The 23,661-nt window shown below is 71.8% G+C and carries 13 protein-coding genes; 8 read left to right on the forward strand and 5 right to left on the reverse strand.

The window, feature by feature from the left end; genetic code table 11:
• The first annotated feature begins 10 nt into the window (after positions 1-10).
• The 8 genes from I3V78_RS15600 to I3V78_RS15635 all read left to right on the forward strand — a co-directional run bounded on the left by I3V78_RS15600 (position 11) and on the right by I3V78_RS15635 (position 9,635).
• A complete protein-coding gene (locus I3V78_RS15600; protein ID WP_204488723.1) occupies positions 11-820 on the forward strand; it encodes a cytochrome C assembly family protein in 810 nt (269 codons plus the stop codon).
• A gap of 1 nt (position 821) precedes the next feature.
• Positions 822-2,129: a glutamyl-tRNA reductase gene (gene hemA / locus I3V78_RS15605; protein ID WP_204488725.1), complete on the forward strand. Its 1,308-nt coding sequence runs from the start codon at positions 822-824 to the stop codon at positions 2,127-2,129.
• On the forward strand, positions 2,126-3,064 hold the full coding sequence (gene hemC / locus I3V78_RS15610; protein ID WP_204488727.1) for a hydroxymethylbilane synthase: 939 nt from the start codon (positions 2,126-2,128) through the stop codon (positions 3,062-3,064). The genes hemA and hemC overlap by 4 nt, the downstream gene beginning before the upstream one ends.
• A gap of 10 nt (positions 3,065-3,074) precedes the next feature.
• On the forward strand, positions 3,075-3,836 hold the full coding sequence (locus tag I3V78_RS15615; RefSeq protein WP_204488729.1) for a uroporphyrinogen-III synthase: 762 nt from the start codon (positions 3,075-3,077) through the stop codon (positions 3,834-3,836).
• Between the two features lie 43 nt (positions 3,837-3,879).
• A complete protein-coding gene (locus I3V78_RS15620; RefSeq protein ID WP_204488731.1) occupies positions 3,880-4,872 on the forward strand; it encodes an MYXO-CTERM sorting domain-containing protein in 993 nt (330 codons plus the stop codon).
• Positions 4,857-6,704, forward strand: a complete 1,848-nt coding sequence (locus I3V78_RS15625) for a GspE/PulE family protein (protein WP_239576447.1) — start codon at positions 4,857-4,859, stop codon at positions 6,702-6,704. Before I3V78_RS15620 ends, I3V78_RS15625 begins: the two co-directional genes overlap by 16 nt.
• Before the next feature lie 87 nt (positions 6,705-6,791).
• Positions 6,792-8,279 (forward strand): TldD/PmbA family protein, encoded by a 1,488-nt coding sequence (locus I3V78_RS15630; RefSeq protein WP_239576448.1) that lies wholly within the window; start codon positions 6,792-6,794, stop codon positions 8,277-8,279.
• Between the two features lie 12 nt (positions 8,280-8,291).
• Entirely contained in the window at positions 8,292-9,635 is a 1,344-nt protein-coding gene (locus I3V78_RS15635) for a TldD/PmbA family protein (protein WP_204488733.1), read from the forward strand.
• Positions 9,636-9,651: 16 nt separating this feature from the next.
• On the opposite strand, the gene I3V78_RS15640 is transcribed toward I3V78_RS15635, so the two are convergent.
• The 5 genes from I3V78_RS15640 to I3V78_RS15660 form a co-directional block, all read right to left on the reverse strand.
• Positions 9,652-10,023, reverse strand: a complete 372-nt coding sequence (locus I3V78_RS15640) for a VOC family protein (RefSeq protein WP_204488734.1) — start codon at positions 10,021-10,023, stop codon at positions 9,652-9,654.
• 14 nt (positions 10,024-10,037) lie between these two features.
• Entirely contained in the window at positions 10,038-13,991 is a 3,954-nt protein-coding gene (locus I3V78_RS15645; RefSeq protein ID WP_204488736.1) for a serine/threonine-protein kinase, read from the reverse strand.
• A 4-nt stretch (positions 13,992-13,995) separates the two neighbouring features.
• Positions 13,996-17,952, reverse strand: a complete 3,957-nt coding sequence (locus tag I3V78_RS15650; protein ID WP_204488739.1) for a serine/threonine-protein kinase — start codon at positions 17,950-17,952, stop codon at positions 13,996-13,998.
• 26 nt (positions 17,953-17,978) lie between these two features.
• Positions 17,979-21,935 (reverse strand): serine/threonine-protein kinase, encoded by a 3,957-nt coding sequence (locus tag I3V78_RS15655; protein ID WP_204488741.1) that lies wholly within the window; start codon positions 21,933-21,935, stop codon positions 17,979-17,981.
• 156 nt (positions 21,936-22,091) lie between these two features.
• A complete protein-coding gene (locus I3V78_RS15660; protein WP_204488742.1) occupies positions 22,092-23,627 on the reverse strand; it encodes a hypothetical protein in 1,536 nt (511 codons plus the stop codon).
• Positions 23,628-23,661: the final 34 nt, after the last annotated feature.

The following is a 23,661-nucleotide window of genomic DNA, read 5'->3' on the forward strand; positions in this document are numbered from 1 at the left end:
TGTAGCCGCCATGAATCACGCGCTGGTCTCTCTCGCCTGCCACGCCTATGTCGTCGCGGCGTTGATCTACCTCGTCTACCTCGTCCGCCAATGGGACGCGCTCGCCACGGCGGGCCGCGTGCTCGTGGGCACGGGGCTGGCCCTGCACGGCGTGGCGCTCTTCGGGCTCTTCGGCGCCCAGGGCGGCCGGCCGGTGGGGGTGGCCCAGGGCTTCTCCACCTTCGCCTTCCTGCTGCTGGCCATCTTCCTGGTGGTGGACGTGCGCTACCGGCGGCCGGTGATTGGCGCCTTCATCACCCCGCTGGCGGTGGCGGTGCTCCTGCCCGGCCTGCTCCTGGACGCGGGCGGACCGCTGCCCCCGGACATGAAGCGGCCGCTCTTGCCCGTGCACATCACCATCGCGCTGTTGGGCGTGGCCGCCTCGGCGGTGGCCGCGGGCGTGGCGGTGATGTACCTGCTCATGGAGCGGCAGGTGAAGGGCAAGCGCTTCGGGCTGCTCTTCGCGCGGCTGCCCTCGCTGGAGTTCCTGGACACGCTCAACCAGCGGCTCGTGGTGGTGGGCTTCATCGCCCTGTCGGTGACGCTGGTGACCGGGGCCTTCTTCTCCAGCGCGGCGCCGGGGTTCATCTGGGCCTGGCAGTCCAAGCAGATCGCCACCCTGGTGGCCTGGGTGGTGTTCGCCGCGCTCGTGGGCGCCCGTGCCTTTGGCGGGTGGCGGGGGCGGCGCGTCGCGCTGTTGACCATGACGGGGTTCGGCTTGCTGCTGCTCTGCTTCCTCTCGTCGTATGACTTCACGCATCTGGCCGGAGGGTGGCGCTAGCATGGAGTTCCTGTGCATGGGGCTGTCACACCGCACCGCGCCGCTCTCCGTTCGCGAGCGGCTCGCGCTCGCGGAGACCCAGCAGGTGGAATTGCTGCGGCGCCTGGCCCAGGCGCCCCACGAGGCGTTGCTCGTGTCCACCTGCAACCGCGTGGAGCTGTACCTGGCCTCGCCGGACGTGGCCCGGGCCCGGGCGGGCGCCCTGGAGGAACTGGCGCGCTGGGGCGGCCCCGAGACGCTCGAGCACCTCTATGAGCACCGGGGCGAGGACGCGCTCGTGCACCTGTTCCGGGTGGCCGCCAGCCTGGACTCCATGGTGCTGGGCGAGGCGCAGATCCTCGGGCAGGTGAAGGACGCCTTCGAGCGGGGCCAGGGCTCGGGCGCGGTGCGCGGGGAGCTCACGCGCGTGTGCGCCGCGGCGTTCGGCTGCGCCAAGCGCGTGCGCACGGAGACGGCCATCGGCCGCTCGGCCACGAGCATGGCGAGCGCCGCCGTGGCGCTGGCGAGCAAGGTGTTCGACGGGCTCGGGGACAAGACGGTGCTGCTGGTGGGCGCGGGCGAGATGTCGGAGCTGGCCGCGCGGCACCTCAAGCAGGCCGGGGCCTCGCGCATGTTCGTGACCAACCGCACGCTCGCGCGCGCCGAGGCGCTCGCGGCCGAGGTGGGCGCCACCGCGCGGCCCTTCGAGGAGCTCTTCTCGCTGCTCACCCAGGCGGACGTGGTGGTGTGCGGCACGGCCTCGCCCCTGCCCATTTTCACCCAGGAGAACGTGGGCGCGGTGGGCAAGGCGCGCCGCTTCCGCCCGCTCTTCATGGTGGACCTGGCGGTGCCGCGCGACATCGCGCTGGACGTGGGCCAGCTGGACTGGGTGCACGCGTACGACCTGGACGACATCCAGAAGTTCGTGGCGGACAACGCCGCCGCGCGCGTCGAGGAGGCGCAGAAGGCGGGCGTGCTGGTGGCGCAGGAAGTGGCCCGCTTCGTGCGCGAGCGCGCCGTGCGCCAGGGCGTGCCGGTGCTCGCGCAGTTGCGCCAGCGCGGCGAGGCCATCGCCCGCGCCGAGGTGGAGCGCACGCTCTCCGCGCTGGGCGACAGCCTGGATGACAAGCAGCGCAAGAGCATCGAGGCCATGGCGCGCGCCATCGTCAACAAGCTGCTGCACGAGCCCACGGCGCGCCTGCGCGCGGTGGGCCCCGAGCACGAGGGCAACCGGCTGGCGGGGGCCGCCGCCGAGCTCTTCGGGCTCGACGAGTCCACGCCGCCGAACAAGCAAGGCCCCAACGTGCTGATCCAGGGAGGCAAGGGATGAAGGCCGTTCGTATCGCCACCCGGCAGAGTCCACTGGCGCTCTGGCAGGCCCGTCACGTGGGCGCGCTGCTCACCCGGCTCGACCCGGAGCTCGAGGTCTCCTTCGTGGAGATGACCACCGCGGGGGATCGCTTCCTCGCGGGGCCCCTGTCCACCGTGGGGGGCAAGGGCCTGTTCGTGAAGGAGATCGAGCAGTGCCTGCTCGATGGCCGCGCGGACCTGGCCGTGCACAGCCTCAAGGACATGACGTCGATCCTGCCCGCGGGACTGCTGCTCGCGGCGCTGCCCGTGCGCGAGGATCCGCGCGACGCGCTCTGTGGCCCCGCCGGCCTGTCCATCGAGCGGCTGCCGCGCGGCGCCCGCGTGGGCACGTCGTCACTGCGCCGCAGTTGCATCCTGCGCGCGCGCCGGCCGGACCTGGAGATCGTCAGCCTGCGCGGCAACGTGCAGACGCGGCTGACGCGCATGCGCGAGCTGGAGCTGCACGGCGCGGTGCTCGCGCTCGCGGGCCTCAAGCGCCTGGGGCTCGAGTCCGAGGTCGCCGAGGTGCTGCCCACGTCCCTGAGCCTGCCGGCGGTGGGGCAGGGCGTGCTCGCCATCCAGTGCCGCACCGAGGACGTCGCGGTGCGCGCGCTGCTCGCGCCGCTGGAGGACGCCACCACGCGCGTGGCGGTGACGGCCGAGCGCGCCTTCATGGCGCGGCTGGAAGGCGGCTGCACCGTCCCGCTCGCGGGACATGCCACGGTGGTGGGCCAGACCGTCCACATGCGTGGACTCGTGGGCCGTCCGGACGGCACGAAGGTGGTGGAGGGCGAGCGCAGCGGTCCGGTGGAAGCGGCGCTCACGGTGGGCGACGCACTCGCCGAGGAGCTGCTCGCGCGGGGCGCGGCGGACATCCTGCGTGATTTTGGTCGCGCATCCGCGCCGGAGCCCTAGAGTCCGGGGCGTGGAAAAGCGACTCGAAGGTATCCGCGTCCTCGTGACGCGCCCGCGTGAGCGAGCGGAGGAGCTGTGCTTCCTGCTCGAGGACGAGGGCGCGCACGTCATGCATGTTCCCCTGTTGGAGCTGGTGCCTCCGGAGGACGTGCGCCCGTTGCTCGCGGCCGCCGAGTCCATCCAACGCTACGCGTGGGTGGCGTTCGCCAGCCCCTCGGCGGTGGATGCGCTGATGGACGCGCTGCGCGAGGCGGGCACGACGGCCATGCTCTCGGCGGTGCGCCTGGCGGTGGTGGGACCGCGCACGGCGCGCGCCGTGGAGGGCCACGGCCTGACGGTGGCCGCCGAGGCGCCCGCGGGCACGGCGGAGTCGCTCGCCGAGGTGCTGCGGCCCGCGCTGCGGCCCGGGGACGAGGTGCTGCTGCCGGCGGCGGAGGAGGGGCGGCGCGAGCTGGAGGAGGCCTTGCGGGAGCAGGGCGCCCGGGTGACGCGGGTGACGGCGTACCGCTCGCGCGGCACGGCGCTGGCGGACGAGACGCGGCGGGAGCTGGAGGCCTCGCCGCCGGACGTGGCCCTGTTCGCCTCGCCCCGCACGGCGGAGGCCTTCCTGGAGGAGGCGGGCCGGGCGGGCCTGGGCGCGGCGCGGCTGGTGGCCATCGGGCCCACCACCGCCACGGCCCTGACGCACCTGGGCCTCGCGGTGGCCGCCGTGGCCGAGCGGCCCACGCCCGAGGCGCTGGTGGAGGCCACCATCCGGGCGATTCGCGGGTAGACTGCGCCCCTTTCGTTCGCGCCGTTCACGAGAGGGAGGGTCGATGCGGGGTCGTGGTTGGCTGGGGGTGCTGATCTGGGGCGTGTGGCTCCTGGGGGCAACCGCGCTCGCGGCGACGCCCCTGGGCGAGCCCTGCTCCCTGAATTCCGAGTGTGGTCCCGCGCCCGCCGTCTGCATCGATCCCGAGCAACGTCCCTCGGGGAGCGTGGCCTGGGTGGGGGGCTACTGTTCGCGCCCGTGCGCCGCGGCCCGGGATTGTCCCTCGGGCGCGCTGTGTGTCTCCGCCACCGTGGCCGGACGCGCGGCCGCCTACTGCCTCAAGGCCTGCGCGCCCGAGGCGGCCGGGCAGTGCCGCGCCCAGTACGTCTGTGGCGGCGTGTCCACCGGGGGCGACGCCTGTGTGCCCGCGTGCAGCGCGGAGCGCGACTGCGCGGCGGGCTTCGTCTGCCGCGCGTGCGACAAGCAATGCGTGCCCACGCAGAACCCGGGGGTGCGGATCGGCCAGACGTGTGACACCGATGCCGGGTGCGGCACGGGCGAGTTCTGCCTGTTCGTGAATGGCAACCCCCAGGGGGTCTGCTCCCAGCGCTGTGGCACCGAGGCCGGCACGTGCGCCTCGGCCTGTCCGAACGGCTCGAGCTGCCAGAAGGTGGGCGGTGACGAGGCGCTCCTGTGCGTGCGCGCCTGCGAGCAGGGCACCTGCCATCCCGCGCTCCAGTGCGCCGCCTTCCCGGAGGGAGCCCGTGGCTGCCTGCCTCCCTGCCGGGCACAAGAAGACTGTCCCGCGGGCTCCACCTGCTCCGCCTCCGGCCAATGCGTGGGCCCCGAGCCGGTGGACGCGGGCTGCCCGTCGTGCGAGGGGCCCCGCGACGCGGGCACGCCCCCGTCCCCGTCGCCCGGCGGGGGGACAGGCCCGGGCACCGTCATGGGCCCGGGCTGTGGTTGTCAGGGCTCCGCCGTGAACGCGCCGGGATTCCTCGGTGCCCTCGCCGTGTTGTTCGTGGCCGCAAGGAGACGCCGTTGCCAGCGCCCGTGACCCCGCCCGCTTCCGGTAGCAACCGGAGCAAGACCGATTTCTCCCTGCCCTTCGTGCTCGAGGCGCTCGTTTCCCAGCGGGTGCTCACCGCCGATCAGGGCCAGAACATCCTCACCCGCGAGTCGGCCGCGCGCGCCCGGGTCCTCAAGAACCAGGGCGTGGTGGGCAAGGACGCCGCGCGCTACGAGGTGTCCCCGGTGGAGATCGTCGCCGCCTTCCAGGTGCCCCTGGCGGATGGCCGCGGCTCGCTGGACGAGGACCGGGTGACGGAGATCGCCGCGCGCGCCGCCGGCGTCCCCTACAAGAAGGTGGATCCGCTCAAGCTCGACATGTCCCTGGCCACGCGCACCGTGTCCCGGCCCTTCGCGCAGAAGCACGTGCTGCTGCCCCTGGAGAAGGCCCAGGACGGCCGCCTGGTGGTGGCGGTGGCCAACCCCTTCGACAAGGAGCTCTTCGAGAGCATGCACGTGCTCACCGGCATGGCGATCGATCCGGTGCTCGCGTCGAAGACGGACATCCTCCGGGCCATCGCGGACATCTACGGCTTCAAGCGCACGCTGGCCAAGGCGGCGGATGACTTCAACGCCAATCCCGGCAACGTGGGGCAGGTCAACAACTTCGAGCAGCTCGTCTCGCTGAGCAACCGCCAGGAGCTGGACGCGGCGGACCAGCCCGTGGTGCAGGCGGTGGACTACCTCTTGCGCTACGCCTTCGACAACCGCGCCTCGGACATCCACATCGAGCCCAAGCGCAACAGCTCGCTCGTGCGCCTGCGCATCGACGGCGTGCTGCACCCCGTGTACACGCTGCCCTCCGGCGTGCACCCGCCCATCGTGTCGCGCGTGAAGACGCTCTCGCGCATGGACATCTCCGAGAAGCGCAAGCCCCAGGACGGCCGCATCAAGACGGAGAAGGACGGGCGCGAGGTGGAGTTGCGCGTGTCCTCGCTGCCCACCGCCTTCGGCGAGAAGATCGTCATCCGTGTGTTCGATCCGGAGACGCTCGTGCAGGACATCGCCCAGCTCGGCTTCGACCCGCAGGAGAAGTCCGTCTTCGAGTCGTGGATCGACCAGCCCCACGGCATCATCCTGGTCACGGGCCCCACGGGCAGCGGCAAGACGACGACCCTGTACTCGGCGCTCAAGGCGGTGGCGGGCCAGGACGTGAACGTCACCACCATTGAAGATCCCATCGAAATGGTGTGGGACGGCTTCAACCAGGTGCAGGTGCAGCCCAAGCTGGGGCTCGACTTCGCCAACGCCCTGCGCAGCATCCTGCGCCAGGACCCGGACGTCATCATGGTGGGCGAGATCCGCGACGAGGAGACGGCGGAGAACGCGGTGCAGGCCGCGCTCACGGGCCACCTGGTGCTCTCCACGCTGCACACCAACGACGCCATCGGCGCGGTGGCCCGCCTCAAGGACATGGGCGTGCCCCCCTTCCTGCTCGCGCAGAGCCTCATCGGCGTGATGGCCCAGCGCCTGCTGCGGCGGGTGTGCCCGCACTGCGCCCAGCCCGCCCAGCTCTCCCAGGACGAGCTGGCCATGCTCGGCACGCCGCTGCCCCTGCTGCCGGGCGGGGTGAAGATCGTCAAGGGCGCGGGCTGCGTGCGCTGCCGGGGCACGGGGTACTGGGGCCGGACCGGTGCGTTCGAAATCGTCAACCTCACCAACGAATTGCGCGAATTCATCTCGCGCGGCGCCAACCACGCGCAGATGCTGGACGCGGCGCGCCGGGCGGGCACCCGCACGCTGCGTGAGGCGGCGGTGCGCAAGCTCGCCATGGGGCTGACGTCCTTCGACGAGGTGGTGCGGATGACGTCGGTGGCGTGAGCGCGGAGGACCGCCGCCCGTTAGAGCAGGAGGGCGTGTGGGTGGAGCACATCACTCGAGAGCCGGACGACAGGAGGCAGGTGCGCGATGACGCGGAGCGATTTGATGGGTGAGGCGCTGGCGGATTCAACGGCGGGCGCGGGAGGTCCGGTGGCCTCCATCGGCTACTTCTCCCGGTTCGGCATCACCGAGGGCCTCATCCGCGAGACCCTGGCCGCCGCCCTGTCGCGGGGCGGGGACTACTGCGACCTGTTCTTCCAGCACCGCGTCTCCACCGCCATGGGCCTGGAGGACGGCGTGGTGAGCCGGGCCTCCAGCCAGGTGGAGCTCGGCGTGGGCGTGCGGGTCATCAAGGGCGACCAGACGGGCTACGCCTACACCGAGGACCTCACGCGCGACGCCATGCGCAGCGCGGCGCGCACGGCGGCGGCCATCGCGGACGGGCCCTCGCGCACCGCGCCCCAGCACTTCCATGTCTTCAAGGACGTGCCCAAGCGCTACGTGCTCCAGACGAACTGGGACGCCGTGCGGCCCGAGCGCAAGCTGCCCCTCTTGGAGCGGCTCAACGCGGCGGCGTTCAAGGCCGACGGCCGCGTCTCCAAGGTGACCGTGTCGTTCTCCGACGAGCACGGCGCCATCCTCGTGGCCGACAGCACCGGGCGGCTCGTGGAGGACGTGCAGCCCATGACGAGCCTCTACCTGTCGTGCGTGGCCGAGCAGAACGGCAAGCGCGAGCAGAACGCCTACGGCGTCGCGGGCCGCTCCGGCATGGAGTTCTATGGCGAGGAGCGGTTGGATCGCATCGTGCGCGAGGCGGTGGGCCGCACCACCATCCTCTTCGAGTCCTCGCAGCCGCCCGCCGGGGAGATGCCGGTGGTGCTCGCCGCGGGCTCCTCGGGCATCCTGCTGCACGAGGCCATCGGCCACGGCATGGAGGCGGACTTCAACCGCAAGGGCACGTCCATCTACGCGGACAAGATCAACAAGCCCATCGCCCACCCCTTCGTGAACATCGTCGACGATGGCACCAACGAGTACGCGCGCGGCGCCATCAACGTGGATGACGAGGGCAACGTGCCGGACAAGACGATGCTCGTGGAGAACGGCGTGCTCACCACGTTCCTTCACGACTCCATCTCCGCGCGGCACTACAAGGTGAAGCCCACGGGCAACGGCCGCCGCGAGAGCTACCGGCACGCGCCGCTGCCGCGCATGCGCTCCACCTACATGCTGCCCGGGCCCCACAAGTCCGAGGAGATCATCGCCTCGGTGAAGAAGGGCATCTACTGCTCCAACTTCACCAACGGCCAGGTGAACATCGGCGCCGGGGACTTCACCTTCTACGTGAAGAACGGCTACCTCATCGAGGACGGCAAGCTCACCCGGCCCATCAAGGACGTGAACATCATCGGCAACGGGCCCAAGGTGCTGGAGCAGGTGGACATGGTGGCCGACGACCTGGTCATCGACGAGGGCGGCTGGACGTGCGGCAAGGACGGGCAGGGCGTGCCGGTGTCCCAGGGCATCCCCACCGTGCGCGTCGCATCCATCACCGTGGGCGGACGCAACGCCTGAGAGGGGCCTTCCATGAGCACGACCATCGAGATCGATCAGGACTTGAAGGACACGGCGCGCCGGGCGGTGGAGCTGGCGCGCACGCACGGGGCCACCGAGGCCTCGGCCACCGCGGGCCGCATGCGCGAGGTGGAGGTGCAGTGGCGCGACGGCCGGCTGGAGAAGGTGTCCGAGGCGACGACGCGCGGCCTGTCGCTGCAGCTCTACCTGGACGGACGCTACAGCTCGGTGTCCACGAGTGACTTGCGGCCCGAGGCGCTCGACCGCTTCATCGCGGACGGCCTGGCCATGACGCGGGCCCTGGCGCGCGACGAGCACCGGCGGCTGCCGGATGCCGAGCTCTACGCGGGGCGCGCCGCCCTGGACCTGTCCATCGAGGATCCCCGTCAGGGGCAGCTGAGCGCCGAGGAGCGCCAGCGCTTCGCCCGGGAGCTGGAGGAGGGCGCGCGCTCGGCCGACACGACGGGCGCCATCCTGTCCGTCACCACGGGCTTCGGGGACCTGTTCCGCGAGTCCTACCGCGTCACCTCCAACGGCTTCGAGGGCGGGGCGCGGGGCACGCAGTTCGTCGCCTCGGCGGAGGTGAGCGTGCAGGATCCGGACGGCCGTCGCCCCGAGGAGTCGGACTCGGGCTTCGCGCGCTTCTTCGAGGATCTGCCGGCCGCGAACGTGCTGGGCCGCCGCGCGGGTGAGCGGGCCCTGGGCCGCATCGGCGCGACGAAGGGCGAGTCGGCGGTGCTGCCCATGGCGGTGGACCACAAGGTGTCCGGGCGGCTCGTGTCCATGCTGCTCGGCTCCATGTCGGGCGCCTCCATCCAGCAGAAGCGCTCGTTCCTGGAGGGCCGCGAGGGCGAGAAGGTGGGCAGCGACCTGCTCACGCTCAAGGACGAGCCGCACGTGAAGCGGGGCCTCGGCTCGCGCCTGTTCGACGGCGAGGGCATCGCCGCGCGCGAGCTGACGCTCTTCGAGCAGGGCGTGCTGCGCTCGTACTTCATCGACAGCTACTACGGCCGCAAGCTGCAGCGCCGTCCGACGACGAGCTCGCCCTCCAACCTCGCCTGGACGCTCGGCACCAAGGCGCGGGCGGGCCTCCTGGAGGACCTGCGCGACGGCATCCTGGTGACGGGCTTCCTCGGGGGCAACTCGAGCGCCGTCACGGGCGACTTCTCCCTGGGCGTGCAGGGCTTCCGCGTGCGCGGCGGACAGCTCGCCGAGCCCGTGAGCGAGATGAACATCTCCGGCAACCAGCTCGACCTGTGGAAGCGGCTGGTGGCGGTGGGCGCGGATCCCTATCCGTTCAGCTCCGCGCGCACGCCCTCGCTCGTCTTCGAGGGCGTGCAGTTCGCCGGCCGCTGACGGACGCCCGCGGGGCTCAGGCCGGCTCGATGAAGTTGAGCCGGTAGCCGTCGGGATCCTCGACGGTGAGCTCCCGCGTGTGCCAGGGCTGCCGGGTCGGGCCCTCCACGGAGGTGCCGAGCTCCCGGGCGCGGGTGGCGATCTCCTCGAGGCCCACCGCGCCCACGCGGATGCCGATGAGCACGCCCACGCCCCGGCGCTCCTTGAGCGTGGCCGCGGCGGGAACGGCGACGAGGTACACCTCGGCCTGCTGCTCCCAGCGCAGGTGGGTGAAGGGGGGATCCGCGTTCAGGCGCTTGAAGCCGAGGGCCTCGTAGAACTTCAACGAGCGCTCGGCGTCGGACACGAGCACCTTCACGAACGACGACAGCAGCTTGTCAGTCTCCATGGCGGGCGTCTGTATCACTCCGGGGTGTCGGCCGTCCCCCAGCGCTCCCGGGCCAGCTCCCGGACGCGGGCGTTCTCGGGCACCCGGCGCAGGAAGCGCGCGTGGAACTCGGGGGAGGGCAGGTCGGAGGCACGGGCCCGCACGCACCGCATGGCCTCGCGCAGGGCGCTCTCTCCCGTGGGGACGTCGCCCCCGGCGAAGCTGGCCTCCGCGAGCGCCAGGTGCATGGCCACCGCGTACACGCCCTCGGTCTTCATCTCCTCCACCTCGCGCACGCCCCGCAGGGCCACCTGCTGGGCCTCGGCGGCCTGGCCCTGGAGGCGCAGGGCGTTGGCGAGCACGGTGCGCGCGTCGATGAGGAAGGTGCGCAGGGGGGCCAGCAGCTCGCAGGCCTGGCGCGCGTGGCGCTCGGCCTCGGCGGCCTGTCCCTGGGCGAACGTCACCTGGGCGAGCACGAGCTGGGTCAGGCCCCGCCGGTAGGGGTCCGCGTCGTCGCCGCCCAGCCACGCGTCCACCTGCGTCCGCGCTTCCCGCCAGTGGGTGGGCTCGGGGCTGCTGGCCAGGGTGCGCAGCAGGTAGTAGCGCACCAGGGCGGCGAAGAGCTGGTTCTCCGCGCTGGGAATGTGGGCGACCGCGCCGCGCAGCCGCTCGAGCGCGCCGCTCAGGTCTCCGAGCGCGGCGAGGGCGAGCCCCGCCTGGGCCCGGCCGACGGTGGCGTGGTGCTCCATGCCCGCCGCGCTGAAGCTCTTGCGTCCCAGCTCGGCGTCCAGGAACACCTGCCAGGGGCGCGGCTCGAAGTAGTGCAGGTACTGGCACTTGAGGTTCATCAGCCAGCCGCACACCACCGCGTCGTGCGCGATGACGTCCGTGCCCACCTGGCTGGCGCGCTTCACGTAACCCTCCGTCCACTCGCGCACGCCCGTCCAGAGGGCGGTGCCCCCGAGCAGGGCGCACGTCTCGACATAGGCGGCGACCGCCTCGGCGCGCGGCTGGGCGTGCAGCAGCAGCTCGCTCACCTTGCTCATCCGCGCCACGTCTCCACTGAAGAGGTAGCCCGTGGCGAGTCCTCCCGCCAGGCGGCACCACAGCGCGCTGCCCGGCTCGAGCGCGCCCAGCACCGGGCCGCCGATCTCCAGCGCCCGGGGCATCTGATCCCTCCAGACGAGGGCCACGGCCTGCAGCGCGCTCAATCGGAGCGCCGGTTCACCGCGCACGCCGCCTTGCAGCGCGGTCTCCACGCAGCGCAGGGTGCCCACCAGATCATGGCGCTCGAAGAGCTGCTCGGCCGCGAGCAGGTGGAAGTGCGCGGCGCGCTCGGACTGCTGGCCGCGCTGGTGATGGGCGGCGAGCACCAGCGCGTCCGTCTCGCCCATGCGCTCGAGCCACGCGGCCGCGTGTTGGTGGGCCGTGGTGCGCTGGGCCTCGGGCACCAGGGCGTACGCGGCGTCGCGCACCAACGAGTGGCGGAAGTGATACGCGTCCGTGGCGGGAAAACGGCTGCTGGGCTGCTGGGCGATGACCTCCTCCTCCACGAGCCGCCGCAAGTGGGTCTCCAGCAGGGCGTGCTGGGGCCCCATCAGCTCCCGGACGCCCTGCGCCCAGAAGGTGTGGCCGAAGACGCTGGCGGCCAGCAGCACGTGGCGCACCTCGGGGCTCATGCGCAGCAGGCGCGTCTGGAGCACCGCCAGCACCGTGCCGGGAATGGCCACGCCCCGGCCCTCGGCGATGCCGCGGATGAGCTCCTCCAGGAGCAGCGCGTTGCCGTCGGACTGCTCCACGGCCTGCTGCACGAGGGGCTCGGGCACCTCGGCGCCCAGCACCTCGCGCACCAGACCCGTGCACGCCTTGCGGCTCAGGCCCTTGAGCGGCACCTCCTGCACGTGCCGCGACCACAGGCCCGGGAAGAGCTGCTTGACCTCGGGCCGCGCCAGGGCGAGCACCATGAAGGGCTGATGGGTCAGCTCCCGCAGGGCCTCGTCGATCAGCCGCACCGTGAGGGCGTCGCTCCAGTGCAGGTCCTCCAGCACGAGCAGCACCGGCTGGTGGGCGCACTCGGCCTTGAGGAACGTCACCAGGGCCCGGCTCGTCTGGGCGCTCATGAGCCGGGGATCCCCCCGGGCGGCGCGCAGGCGGGGGTTGTGCTCGTCGGGGAAGGGGATGGCGCACAGCTCCCCGAGGAACTCCACCGTCTCCTGGGCCTCGGCCTCGGGCAGGTGCGCCGTCACGCGCCGGGTCAGTCGGGCCCGGCGCGCCTCCAGTGAATCGCCCTCGTCCCCGTGACACAGCCGCCGCAGGGCCTGACCGAGCAGGCTCACCGAGGCGCCCGCGCTCAGGGGATCTCCCTGGCCCAGCATCACCTGGATGGGCTGGGGCCGACGCTCCAGTCGGCGCAGGAACTCGTGGCGCAGGCGGGACTTGCCCACGCCCGGCGGGGCCACCACCAACACCACCCGGGCGAGCTGCTCCTCGATGCAGGCCGAGAGGGTGAAGTCCAGCAGGGTCAGGTCATGCTCGCGGCCCACGCACGGGGTGGGCTTGCCCATGAGCGGCCGGGACTCGTCCGCGCCCAGCCGCTCGGTGTGCAGCAGGTACATGTCCGGCTCGACCCGCGAGAGCTGGAAGCTCGGGCCGAGCAGTCCCGCGGTCACCTCGTCCAGCACCACCCGCGCCGGACCCTGGAGCCGCTGGGTGCGCCGCAGCAGCAGGCCCACGCGGTCCATGGCCACGCCCACGGGCAGCCGCTCGTTGAGCACCCCCAGGCCCGTCACCAACACCACCGAGGCCTCGGGGTGGCGCTCGCGGATGGTGAGCGCGCCGCGCGCCGCCAGGGCCGCCTGGTCGGTGGCGGTGCCATGCTCGGGGGCCAGCGTGGCCATGAGCGAGCCATCCGCCAGCAGTTCCAGGTGGATGCCATGGGGCCAGAGCGCCGTGCGCAGCGCGTCGCGGACCTCCACGCCCGCCTTGCGCCGGGCCGTCTCGTCCGCCGTCCCCGGGGGACGCAGCGTCACGAGCAGCACGCTGACGAGCTTCTGCTCCCCGTCCGCCAGCCGGATGGGCGCCGGAGACGTCTCGCCCTGGGGCAGCAGCAACTCGGGCACGGCCTCCAGGGCGGACAAAGCCTCCAGCAGCCGGGGCGCATCCGGAATCCGCCGACCGAGGTCCTTGGCGAGCATCCGGTCGACGAGGACCTGGAGCCCCGCGGGCAATCCCGGACGCACGGTGTGCAGGGGCTCGGGGTGGGTGAGGAGGATCTTGGCCAGGGCGGCGGCGAAGTGGGGCGCGGCGAAGGGCGGCTTGCCGGTGAGGCACTCGTAGAGCACGCAGCCCAGCGAGAAGATGTCGGCGGCGGGGGGAATCTCCGACTGGCTGGAGGCCTGCTCCGGCGCCATGTAGCCCGGGGTGCCCACCACGGTGTGGCTCTTCGTCACGCCCATCAGCGAGGGCTCGGTGTGCCGGGCCAGGCCGAAGTCGAGCACCACCACGTCCTCGGGCCGGCCCCCGCGCAGCAGCAGGTTGGAGGGCTTGATGTCGCGGTGGATGATGCCGCGCTGGTGCGCGTGGGCCAGGGCCTCGGCGGCGCGGCGCAACAGGGCGAGCGTCTCGGGCAGCGTCAGGGGCTGGCGCACGAGGCGGCGCGACAACTCCTCGCCCTCCTCCCACTGCATGATGAGGAAGGACTGGCCCTGCTCGGTGAGACCGTGGGCCACGTGGGCGACGATGCCCGGGTGGTGCAAGGCCTCGAGCATCATGGCCTCGCGGTTGAAGCGGTAGGCCACCTCCGGAGAGACGGGCGCGTGCAGCACCTTGAGGGCCACGGGGTGGCCCGTCACCTCGTCGCGCGCGCGATAGACGTTGCCCATGCCCCCGTGCCCCGCGGGCTCCACCACGGTGAAGCGGCCGTGGAACCGGGTGCCGGCGAGCAGGTAGCTGGAGGCCGAAGTGGCCGGGGCGGTCTTGTCGTAATCCATGCCGTCACCCCACGGCGGAGGGGGGACTTCCCCAACGGGCGTGGGCCAGTTGCAGGGTACGTGCATTCTCGGGCACCTGGCGCAAGAAGCGCTCGCGGGCCCGGGGCTCGGGGATGTCGGCGGCGCGCAAGTGGACGAGGTCCAGGGTCTCGCGCAGGGCTCGCTCCCCCGACGCGGTGTCTTCCAGGGCGAAGTGGGCCTCCACGAGCGCCAGGTGCATGGCCACCGCGTAGGCGCCCTGAAGCTTGGTCTCCTTCAACTCCCGCACGCCCTCGGTCGCGACCTGGAGCGCTTCCGCGCTCGCGCCTCGCGAGAGCAAGGCCTGACAGAGGGACGCGCGGGCATCGAGCCGGAAGGTGAGGACCATGCGCAAGGCGTCGCAGGACTGCCGCGCGTGGTCCTCGGCCTCGGCGTACAGCCCCTGGATGAGCGCCACCCGCGAGAGCACCAGGTGCTCCAGTCCCCGTCGGAAGGGATCGGCGTCCGCGCCGCCCAGCCATTCGCCCACCCGCGCCCGGATCTCCTCGCAGTCCTGAGGATCGGCGCGCAAGGTGAGGGTCCTCAGCAGCGCGTAGTGCACGAAGGTGGTGAGCAGCCGGTTCTCCATGCTCCGGGCCATCCCCTCCGCCTCGCGCAGCAACTCGAGGGCGCCCGGGACATCCCCCAGCGCGGCCAGACTCACGCCCATCTGCGCGAGCCCCACGCTGGCCTGATTCTGCATGCCCACGCTCAGGAAGCTCCGCTGGGCCCCCTCGGAGAGTTGGTATCCCTGCCAGGGACTGGGCTCGAAGTAGTGGAGGTACTGGCTGCGGAAGTTCAGGGCCCAACCGCGCACCACCGGGTCCTTCTCCATCACCGCCGCGGCCACGCTCTGGATGCGCGCCAGGGGCAGCTCGATCCACTGCCGCATCCCCGTCCAGAGCGCCGTGCCGCCCAGATAGGCGCAGGCCTCGACATAGGTGGCCATGGCCTCGGGGTGGGGGGTGGCCCAGAGCAACTCCTGGCTCACCCGGTTCAGTTGCGCCTGATGGCCTAGGAAGAGGTGGCCCGTGACAAGGCCCGCCGCCAGTCGGCACCACAGGGGACTGCCCGGTTCGAGCTCGTCCAGCACCGGGCCTCCGATCTCCATCGCCCGGGGAAGCTGATCCATCGAGGTGAGCACCACGGAGTGCAGGGCCCGCAGCCGCACCCCGAGGTGTCCGCCCACACCGTGCTCCAGGCCGGCCTCCACGCAGCGAAGGGCGCCCACCAGGTCATGGCGCTCGAAGAGTTGCTCGGCCGCGAGCAGGTGGAAGTGGGCGGCGCGCTCGGGCTGCTTGCCACTCTGGTGGTGAGCGGCGAGCACCAAGGCATCCGTTTCGCCCATCTGCTCCAGCCACAGGGCGGCGAGCCGGTGGGCGGACACCCGGTGGCTGTCGGCGACGAGTGCATAGGCCGCGTCGCGCACCAGGGCATGGCGGAAGTGGTACTCGTCCGTGGAGGCGAAGCGGCTGGTGGACTGTTGGACGATGACCTCTTCCTCCACGAGTTGACGCACCTGGAGCGTCAGCGCGTCGGGCGGCGTCCCCAGCAGCTCCTTCAAGCCGTGGAACCAGAAGGTGTGGCCGAAGACGCTGGCGGCCAGCAGCACGTGGCGCACCTCGGGGTGCATGCGCAACAGACGCGTCTGGAGCACCGCCAGCACCGTACCGGGCACGGCCACCCCGTGACCCTCGGCCATGGTGCGGATGAGCTCCTCCAGCAGCAGCGCGTTGCCGTCGGACTGCTCCACGGCGCGCTGCACGAGGGCGGCGGACACCTGGGGTCCGAGCACCTCGCGCACCAGGCCCGTGCACGCCTTGCGGCTCAGGCCCTTGAGCACCACCTCCTGCACGTGCCGCGACCACAGCCCGGGGAACACCTCCTTCACCTCGGGCCGCGCCAGCGCCAGTACCATGAAGGGCTGGTCCGCTAGCTCTCGAACGGACTCCTCGATCAGTCGCACCGTGAGGGCGTCACTCCAGTGGAGGTCTTCCAGCACGAGCAGCACCGGTTGGTGGGTGCACTCGGCCTTGAGGAACGCGACCAGGGCGGGACCGAGCTGGGCGCTCATGAGCCGGGGATCGCTCCGGGCGGCGCGCAGGCGCGGGCTGTACTCGTCGGGGAAGGGGATGGCGCACAGCTCCCCGAGGAACTCCACCGTGTCCTGGGCCAACGCTTCCGGCAGATGCGCGCTCACCCGCTGATAGAGCCGCGTGCGACGTGCCTCCAGGTTGGCGCCCTCGGGCAAACCACACCAACGCCGCAGGGCCTGGCCGAGCAGGCTGACGGAGGCGCCCGCGCTCAGGGGGTCACCCAAGCCGAGCATCACCTGCACGGGCTCGGCTCGCCGCTCCAGCCGGCGCAGGAACTCGTGGCGCAACCGTGACTTGCCCACGCCCGGCGGTGCCATCACCAACACCACCCGCGCTTGCTGATCCTCGATGCTGGCCGAGAGCGTGAAGTCCAGCAGGGCCAGTTCCTGCTCGCGGCCCACGCACGGCGTGGGCTTTCCCATGAGGGGACGAGACTCGTCCGTACTCAACCGCTCGGCATGCAGCAGGTACATGCTGGCGTCGATGCGGGAGAGCTGGAAGCCCGGGCCGAGCAGTCCCGCCGTCACCTCGTCGAGCACCACCTGGGCCGGGCCGGGCATGCGCTGCACCTTGCTCAACAGCAAGCCCACGCGGTCCATGGCGGCGCCCACGGGCAGCCGCTCGTTGAGCACGCCCAGGCCCGTCACCAACACCACCGAGGCCTCGGGCCAGCGCTCCTTGAACGTCAGGGCGCAGCGCGCGGCCAGGGCCGCCTGGTCGGTGGCGGTGCCACGGTCGGGGGCGAGCGTGGCCACCAGCGAGCCGTCGGCGAGCAACTCCACGCGCGTGCCTTGGGGCCAGAGCGTGGTGCGCAGGGAGTCGAGCACCGCGGCGCCCTCGCCCCGCAGGGCCGTCTTGTCCTCGGCCTCCAGGCCGCGCAGGGAGATGAGCAGCACGCTGACGAGCCGCTGCTCGGCGTCCGGCAGACGGATGGGGGCCGCCTGGGGCTCGGCGCGGGGCAGCAGCAACTCGGGCACGGCCTCCAGGGCATTCAGGGCCTCCAGGAGCCGGTCCGCGTCGGGCATGCGGCGGCGGGGGTCCTTGGCGAGCATCCGGTCGATGAGGACTTGCAGCCCGACGGGCAGTCCCGGCCGCACGGAGTGCAGGGGCTCCGGGTCGGCGAAGAGGATTTTGGCCAGGGCGGCGGCGAAGTGGGGCGCGGAGAAGGGAGGCTTGCCGGTGAGGCACTCGTAGAGCACGCAGCCCAGCGAGAAGATGTCGGCGGCGGGAGGAATCTCCGACTGACTGGAGGCCTGCTCCGGGGACATGTAGCCCGGGGTGCCCACCACGGTGTGGGTGCCGGTGACGCCCACCAGGGTGGGCTCGGTGTGACGGGCCAGGCCGAAGTCGAGCACCACCACGTCCTCGGGCCGGCCGCCGCGCAGCAGCAGGTTGGAGGGTTTGATGTCCCGGTGGACGATGCCGCGCTGGTGCGCGTGGGCCAGGGCCTCGGCGGCGCGGCGCAGCAGGGCGAGCGTCTCGGGCAGCGACAGGGGCTGGCGCGCGAGGCGGCGCGACAACTCCTCGCCCTCCACCCACTCCATGCACAGGAAGGGCTGGCCGCGCTCGGTGGTGCCGTGGGCCACGTGGGCGACGATGCCCGGGTGGTGCAGGGACTCGAGCAGCACGGCCTCGCGGTTGAAGCGGTAGACCACCTCCGGGGAGATGGGCGAGTGCAACACCTTGAGGGCGACAGGCAGCCCGGACACGCCGTCGCGGGCCCGGTAGACATGGCCCATGCCACCACGGCCGGCGAGCTCGCCCAGGGTGAAGCGGCCTTGGATGAGGGTGTCCGGGGCGAGGACTCCGGCAGGCAGTGAGGAGGGCGCTGTCTTGTCGTGGTCCATGTGACGGAACCAGCGTACCACCTTGCTCACCCCAAGGCGGGCATGGCTTCTCCCCATCGCTCACGCGCCAACTTTAGCGTGCGAGCGTTCTCGGGCACGTGGCGCAGGAAGCGCTCGCGGGCCTGGGGCTCGGGGATGTCGGCGGCGCGGACATGCACGAGGTCCAGGGCCTCGCGCAGGGCCAGCTCCCCAGACGGGGTGTCTCCCGCGGCGAAGCGGGCCTCGGCGAGCGCCAGGTGCATGGCCACCGCGTAGGTGCCCCGGATGCGCCGCTCTTCCAGTTCCCGTACGCCCTCGGTCGCGACCTGGAGCGCGTCCGCGACCGCGCCGCGCGCGAGCAGGGCCTGACTGAGGGTGGCGCGGGCATCGAGCCGGAAGGTGAGGATCAGGCTCAAGGCATCGCAGGCCAGGCGCGCGTGCTCCGCGGCCTCGGTGTACAGCTGCTGAACGAGGGCCACCCGCGCGAGCACCAGGTGCTCGAGGCCCTGGCGGAAGGGATCGGCGTCCTCACCTCCCAGTTGCTCACTCGCCCGGTCCTGGGCCTCCTTCCAGTCCTGGGGATCGACGCTGAGGGTCAGCGTCCGCAGCCGCAAGTAGTGCACGAAGGTGGTGAACAGCCGGTTCTCGATGTGCTGGGACAGCGCCTCCGCCTGGCGCAGCAGCTCGAGCGCACCGGAGATGTCGCCCAGCGCGTTCAAGCACACGCCCTGCTGGGCGAGCACCACCATGGCCTGGTGACCCATGCCCACGGTCAGGAAGCTCGTCTTCGCCTGTTCCGTCAGCTGGTAGCCCTGCCAGGGACAGGGCTCGAAGTAGTGGAGGTATTGACCCTTGAAGTTCAGGGCCCAGCCGCGCACCACCGGATCCCTCTCGATTTCCGATTCGGCCACGCATTGGATGCGTGCCAGCGGCAGCTCGATCCACTCACGTTCCCCGGACCAGAGGGCCGTGCCGCCCAGATAGGTGCAGGCCTCGACATAGGTGGACATGGCCTCGGAATGGGGCGCGGCCCACATCAGCTCCTGACTCACCCGGTGCAGTTGCGTCTGATTGCGGAGGAAGAGGTGGCCCGTGACGAGTGCCGCCGCCAGTCGGCACCACAGGGGACTGCCCGGCTCGAGCTCGTCCAGCGCTGGGCCGCCGACATCCATCGCTCGGGCGAGTTGGTGCATCGCGGCGAGCACCACGGCCTTGAGCGCGCGCAGTCGCACGCGCACGCTCCTGCTCGCGCCATCCCCCAGACCGGCATCCACGCAGCGCAGGGTGCCCACCAGGTCATGGCGCTCGAAGAGTTGCTCGGCCGCGAGCAGGTGGAAGTGGGCGGCGCGCTCGGGCTGCTTGCCACTCTGGTGGTGAGCGGCGAGCACCAGGGCATCCGTTTCGCCCATCTGCTCCAGCCACAGGGCGGCGAGCCGGTGGGCGGACACCCGGTGGCTGTCGGCGACGAGTGCATAGGCCGCGTCGCGCACCAGGGCATGGCGGAAGTGGTACTCGTCCGTGGAGGCGAAGCGGCTGGTGGACTGCAGGACGATGACCTCTTCCTCCACGAGTCGCCGCACCTGGAGCGTCAGCGCGTCGGGCGGCGTCCCCAGCAGCTCCTTCAAGCCGTGGAACCAGAAGGTGTGGCCGAAGACGCTGGCGGCCAGCAGCACGTGGCGCACCTCGGGGTGCATGCGCAGCAGACGCGTCTGGAGCACGGCCAGCACCGTGCCGGGCACGGCCACGCCGTGACCCTCGGCCATGGCGCGGATGAGTTCCTCCAGCAGCAGCGCGTTGCCGTCGGACTGCTCCACGGCGCGCTGCACGAGGGCGGCGGGCATCTGGGGGCCGAGCACCTCGCGCACCAGGCCCGTGCACGCCTTGCGGCTCAAGCCCTTGAGCACCACCTCCTGCACGTGCCGCGACCACAGCCCGGGGAACACCTCCTTCACCTCGGGCCGCGCCAGCGCCAGCACCATGAAGGGCTGGTCCGCCAGCTCTCGCAGCAATTCGTCCACGAGCTTCACCGTGACGGCATCGCTCCAGTGGAGGTCTTCCAGTACGAGCAGCACCGGTTGATGGGCGCACTCGGCCTTGAGGAACGCGACCAGGGCGGGACCGAGCTGGGCGCTCATGAGCCGGGGGTCGCTCCGGGCGGCGCGCAAGCGGGGGCTGTACTCGTCGGGGAAGGGGATGGCGCACAGCTCCCCGAGGAACTCCACCGTGTCCTGGGCCTCGGCCTCGGGAAGGTGCGCGGTCACCCGCTGGTAGAGCCGCGTGCGACGTGCCTCCAGGTTGGCGCCCTCGGGTAGGCCACACCAGCGGAGCAGGGCCTGGCCGAGCAGGCTGACGGAGGCGCCCGCGCTCAGGGGGTCGCCCAGGCCCAGCATCACCTGGACGGGCTCGGCTCGCCGCTCCAGTCGGCGCAGGAACTCGTGGCGCAACCGTGACTTGCCCACGCCCGGCGGCGCCATCACCAGCACCACCCGTGCTTGTGGGTCATCGATGCTGGCGGACAGGGTGAAGTCCAGCAGGGCCAGTTCCTGTTCGCGGCCCACGCATGGGGTGGGCTTGCCCATCAGCGGCCGGGACTCATCGGTCCCCAGTCGCTCGGCGTGCAGCAGGTACATGCTGGCGTCGATGCGGGAGAGCTGGAAGCCCGGGCCGAGCAGTCCCGCCGTCACCTCGTCGAGCACCACCTGGGCCGGGCCGGGCATGCGCTGCACCTTGCTCAACAGCAAGCCCACGCGGTCCATGGCGGCACCCACGGGCAGCCGCTCGTTGAGCACGCCCAGGCCCGTCACCAACACCACCGAGGCCTCGGGCCAGCGCTCCTTGAACGTCAGGGCGCAGCGCGCGGCCAGGGCCGCCTGGTCGGTGGCGGTGCCGCGGTCGGGGGCGAGCGTGGCCACCAGCGAGCCGTCGGCGAGCAACTCCACGCGCGTGCCTTGGGGCCAGAGCGTGGTGCGCAGGGAGTCGAGCACCGCGGCCCCTTCACCGCGCAGGGCCGTCTTGTCCTCGGCCTCCAGGCCGCGCAGGGAGATGAGCAGCACGCTGACGAGCCGCTGCTCGGCGTCCGGCAAGCGGATGGGCGCCGCCTGGGGCTCGGCGCGGGGCAGCAGCAACTCGGGCACGGCCTCCAGGGCATTCAGGGCCTCCAGGAGCCGGTCCGCGTCGGGCATGCGGCGGCGGGGGTCCTTGGCGAGCATCCGGTCGATGAGGACTTGCAGCCCGACGGGTAGTCCCGGCCGCACGGAGTGCAGGGGCTCCGGGTCGGCGAAGAGGATTTTGGCCAGGGCGGCGGCGAAGTGGGGCGCGGAGAAGGGAGGCTTGCCGGTGAGGCACTCGTAGAGCACACAGCCCAGCGAGAAGATGTCGGCGGCGGGAGGAATCTCCGACTGACTGGAGGCCTGCTCCGGGGACATGTAGCCCGGGGTGCCCACCACGGTGTGGGTGCCGGTGACGCCCACCAGGGTGGGCTCGGTGTGACGGGCCAGGCCGAAGTCGAGCACCACCACGTCCTCGGGCCGGCCCCCGCGCAGCAGCAGGTTGGAGGGTTTGATGTCCCGGTGGACGATGCCGCGCTGGTGCGCGTGGGCCAGGGCCTCGGCGGCGCGGCGCAGCAGGGCGAGCGTCTCGGGCAGCGACAGGGGCTGGCGCGCGAGGCGGCGTGACAACTCCTCGCCCTCCACCCACTCCATGCACAGGAAGGGCTGGCCGCGCTCGGTGGTACCGTGGGCCACGTGGGCGACGATGCCCGGGTGGTGCAGGGACTCGAGCAGCACGGCCTCGCGGTTGAAGCGGTAGACCACCTCCGGGGAGATGGGCGAGTGCAGCACCTTGAGGGCCACGGGCCGACCGGACACGCCATCGCGGGCCCGGTAGACATGGCCCATGCCACCACGGCCGGCGAGCTCGCCCAGGGTGAAGCGGCCTTGGATGAGGGTGTCCGGGGCGAGGACTCCGGCAGGCAGTGAAGAAGGCGCTGTCTTGTCGTGGTCCATGGTGTGCGCTGGCGTCCGCCCCCTCGAACTACATCGCGGACCCTCAACCTACCATGCCGTTTGGAGCCGCCTCAAAGCCGACCCCGGACGCACGAAAGGCCGGAGGCCCCGGCGGACTGCCCGGGACGTCCGGCCTCGTGCGGGGACCGCGGAGCGTTAGAAGCGCGCCTGCAGCAGCAGGTTGAAGCCGAGCGCGTGGGGCATCTGGAAGCTCGGCTGCGCGATGCCCACGGCGTCATCCCGGAACGTCGTCCGGTTCGGATCGTAGGTGTAATAGAGCTCGCCCACGGTGGCGACGGTCTCGGACAGATCCCAGCGGAACGTGCCCTTGGCGGAGAGGATGGGCTCGGCGAGGCAGATGGCGTTGGTCGGGCCGCACGTGGTCGGCAGGATGCTCAACGTGCTCACGTCGCGCACCACCACGGTGCGCGTGCCGGTGAAGCCCTGGGGCGGGATGTTGCCGCCGAGCAGGGGATCCGGGCTGCGGAACGAGGAGGGCTGCTGCACGCCGATGATGAAGCCCGGCGTCAGGTGCCAGGCGGGGATGTTGTAGTCCGCGCCCGCGGCGAGGAACATCTCCGGGCTGACCTCGGTGCCCTTGGGGAACTCGCTGAAGGGCGGCAGGCCGGGCACCTCGAACTGGATGAAGGACAGGCTGCGGTAGAGGCCCAGCAGGTGGAAGCGCCAGTAGTTCCACTTGGCGCGCGCCTGGAGCGCCAGCGCCGTGGCGCCCTGGGGCACGGTGCGGCCGAACACGTCCGGATCCGACAGCGTCTGCACGAGGTAGCTGCCCTCGAGCGACACCGAGTAGGACAGGCCGCCCGGGTACTGCTCCGGGGCGAAGAAGCGCTGGTAGACGTCCGGATCGTTCTTGTAGAGCCGGAAGTCGATGCTCGTGCCGACGGGCACGCCCACGTGGTAGACGCCCTGCGCGGACACGCCCGCGGAGTTCACCGGCGCGCGCACGCTCTGGGCGGCCAGGCCCGGCACGATGCCCTTCTGGAAGTAGCCGCCGCCGGCCTCCAGGCGCAGCGTCTCCAGCACGTCCCAACCGGCGCCGGCCATGAAGCCGTAGAGCGACTCCTGCTCCTTGATGAGATCGTTGAACACGAGCGCCGTCTTGGCGCCCGCGTAGGCGTACCAACGGTCGCGCGTGAGCTGCAGCTTGGCGCCCGGCACGCCCGCCTGGGCGGCGCGCGTGGTGAACACGCCGCTGCCACCCCAGGAGATGCGGTAGGCGTAGCCGAGCCGGAAGCGGTCCGCGGACACGGGGAAGCCCGTGAGCGACAGCCCCTCGTTCTCGCCCCAGCCCTGGGGCCGGTACTGCAGGCGGATGTAGCTGGAGTTGTCCCGGAGCGAGATGTCGCCCGAGGGGTTCTCCAGCACGAGCACGGTGAAGGCCGCCTCGGTGGTGAGCCCCTCGAAGAACGCCGGCATCCGCTTGTAGAGGACGATGTTGGACAGCGTCTCGAAGCCGGAGAAGCGCGTGTTGAAGTTGTCGTAGAACTGGGTGTTCTGCAGACCGCCGCCAAAGCGCGCCGTGGGGCTGTTGGGCGTGGTCTCTCCCGAGTTGGCGAAGACGTTGTCATCCGCGAACGCGAAGGAGAGGCGGGTGTCGACGAAATCTCCGGCCCAGGCGGGTGCGGATAGGGTCATCAGCCCGGTGAGGGCCAGGGTACGCAGCGTTCTCAAATTCCCTCCAGGCGCGGCGGGGGGGACGCCGCTC

Source organism: Archangium primigenium (assembly GCF_016904885.1).
Lineage (GTDB): Bacteria > Myxococcota > Myxococcia > Myxococcales > Myxococcaceae > Cystobacter > Cystobacter primigenius.

What these genes read in the sequence shown, in the direction of transcription:
- I3V78_RS15630 (WP_239576448.1), top strand. Translation starts at nt 6,792, where the DNA reads ATGACGCGGAGCGATTTGATGGGTGAGGCGCTGGCGGATTCAACGGCG.
- I3V78_RS15650 (WP_204488739.1), bottom strand. Translation starts at nt 17,952, where the DNA reads ATGGACCACGACAAGACAGCGCCCTCCTCACTGCCTGCCGGAGTCCTC.
- I3V78_RS15655 (WP_204488741.1), bottom strand. Translation starts at nt 21,935, where the DNA reads ATGGACCACGACAAGACAGCGCCTTCTTCACTGCCTGCCGGAGTCCTC.
- I3V78_RS15620 (WP_204488731.1), top strand. Translation starts at nt 3,880, where the DNA reads ATGCGGGGTCGTGGTTGGCTGGGGGTGCTGATCTGGGGCGTGTGGCTC.
- I3V78_RS15600 (WP_204488723.1), top strand. Translation starts at nt 11, where the DNA reads ATGAATCACGCGCTGGTCTCTCTCGCCTGCCACGCCTATGTCGTCGCG.
- I3V78_RS15640 (WP_204488734.1), bottom strand. Translation starts at nt 10,023, where the DNA reads ATGGAGACTGACAAGCTGCTGTCGTCGTTCGTGAAGGTGCTCGTGTCC.
- I3V78_RS15635 (WP_204488733.1), top strand. Translation starts at nt 8,292, where the DNA reads ATGAGCACGACCATCGAGATCGATCAGGACTTGAAGGACACGGCGCGC.
- hemC (WP_204488727.1), top strand. Translation starts at nt 2,126, where the DNA reads ATGAAGGCCGTTCGTATCGCCACCCGGCAGAGTCCACTGGCGCTCTGG.
- I3V78_RS15645 (WP_204488736.1), bottom strand. Translation starts at nt 13,991, where the DNA reads ATGGATTACGACAAGACCGCCCCGGCCACTTCGGCCTCCAGCTACCTG.
- hemA (WP_204488725.1), top strand. Translation starts at nt 822, where the DNA reads ATGGAGTTCCTGTGCATGGGGCTGTCACACCGCACCGCGCCGCTCTCC.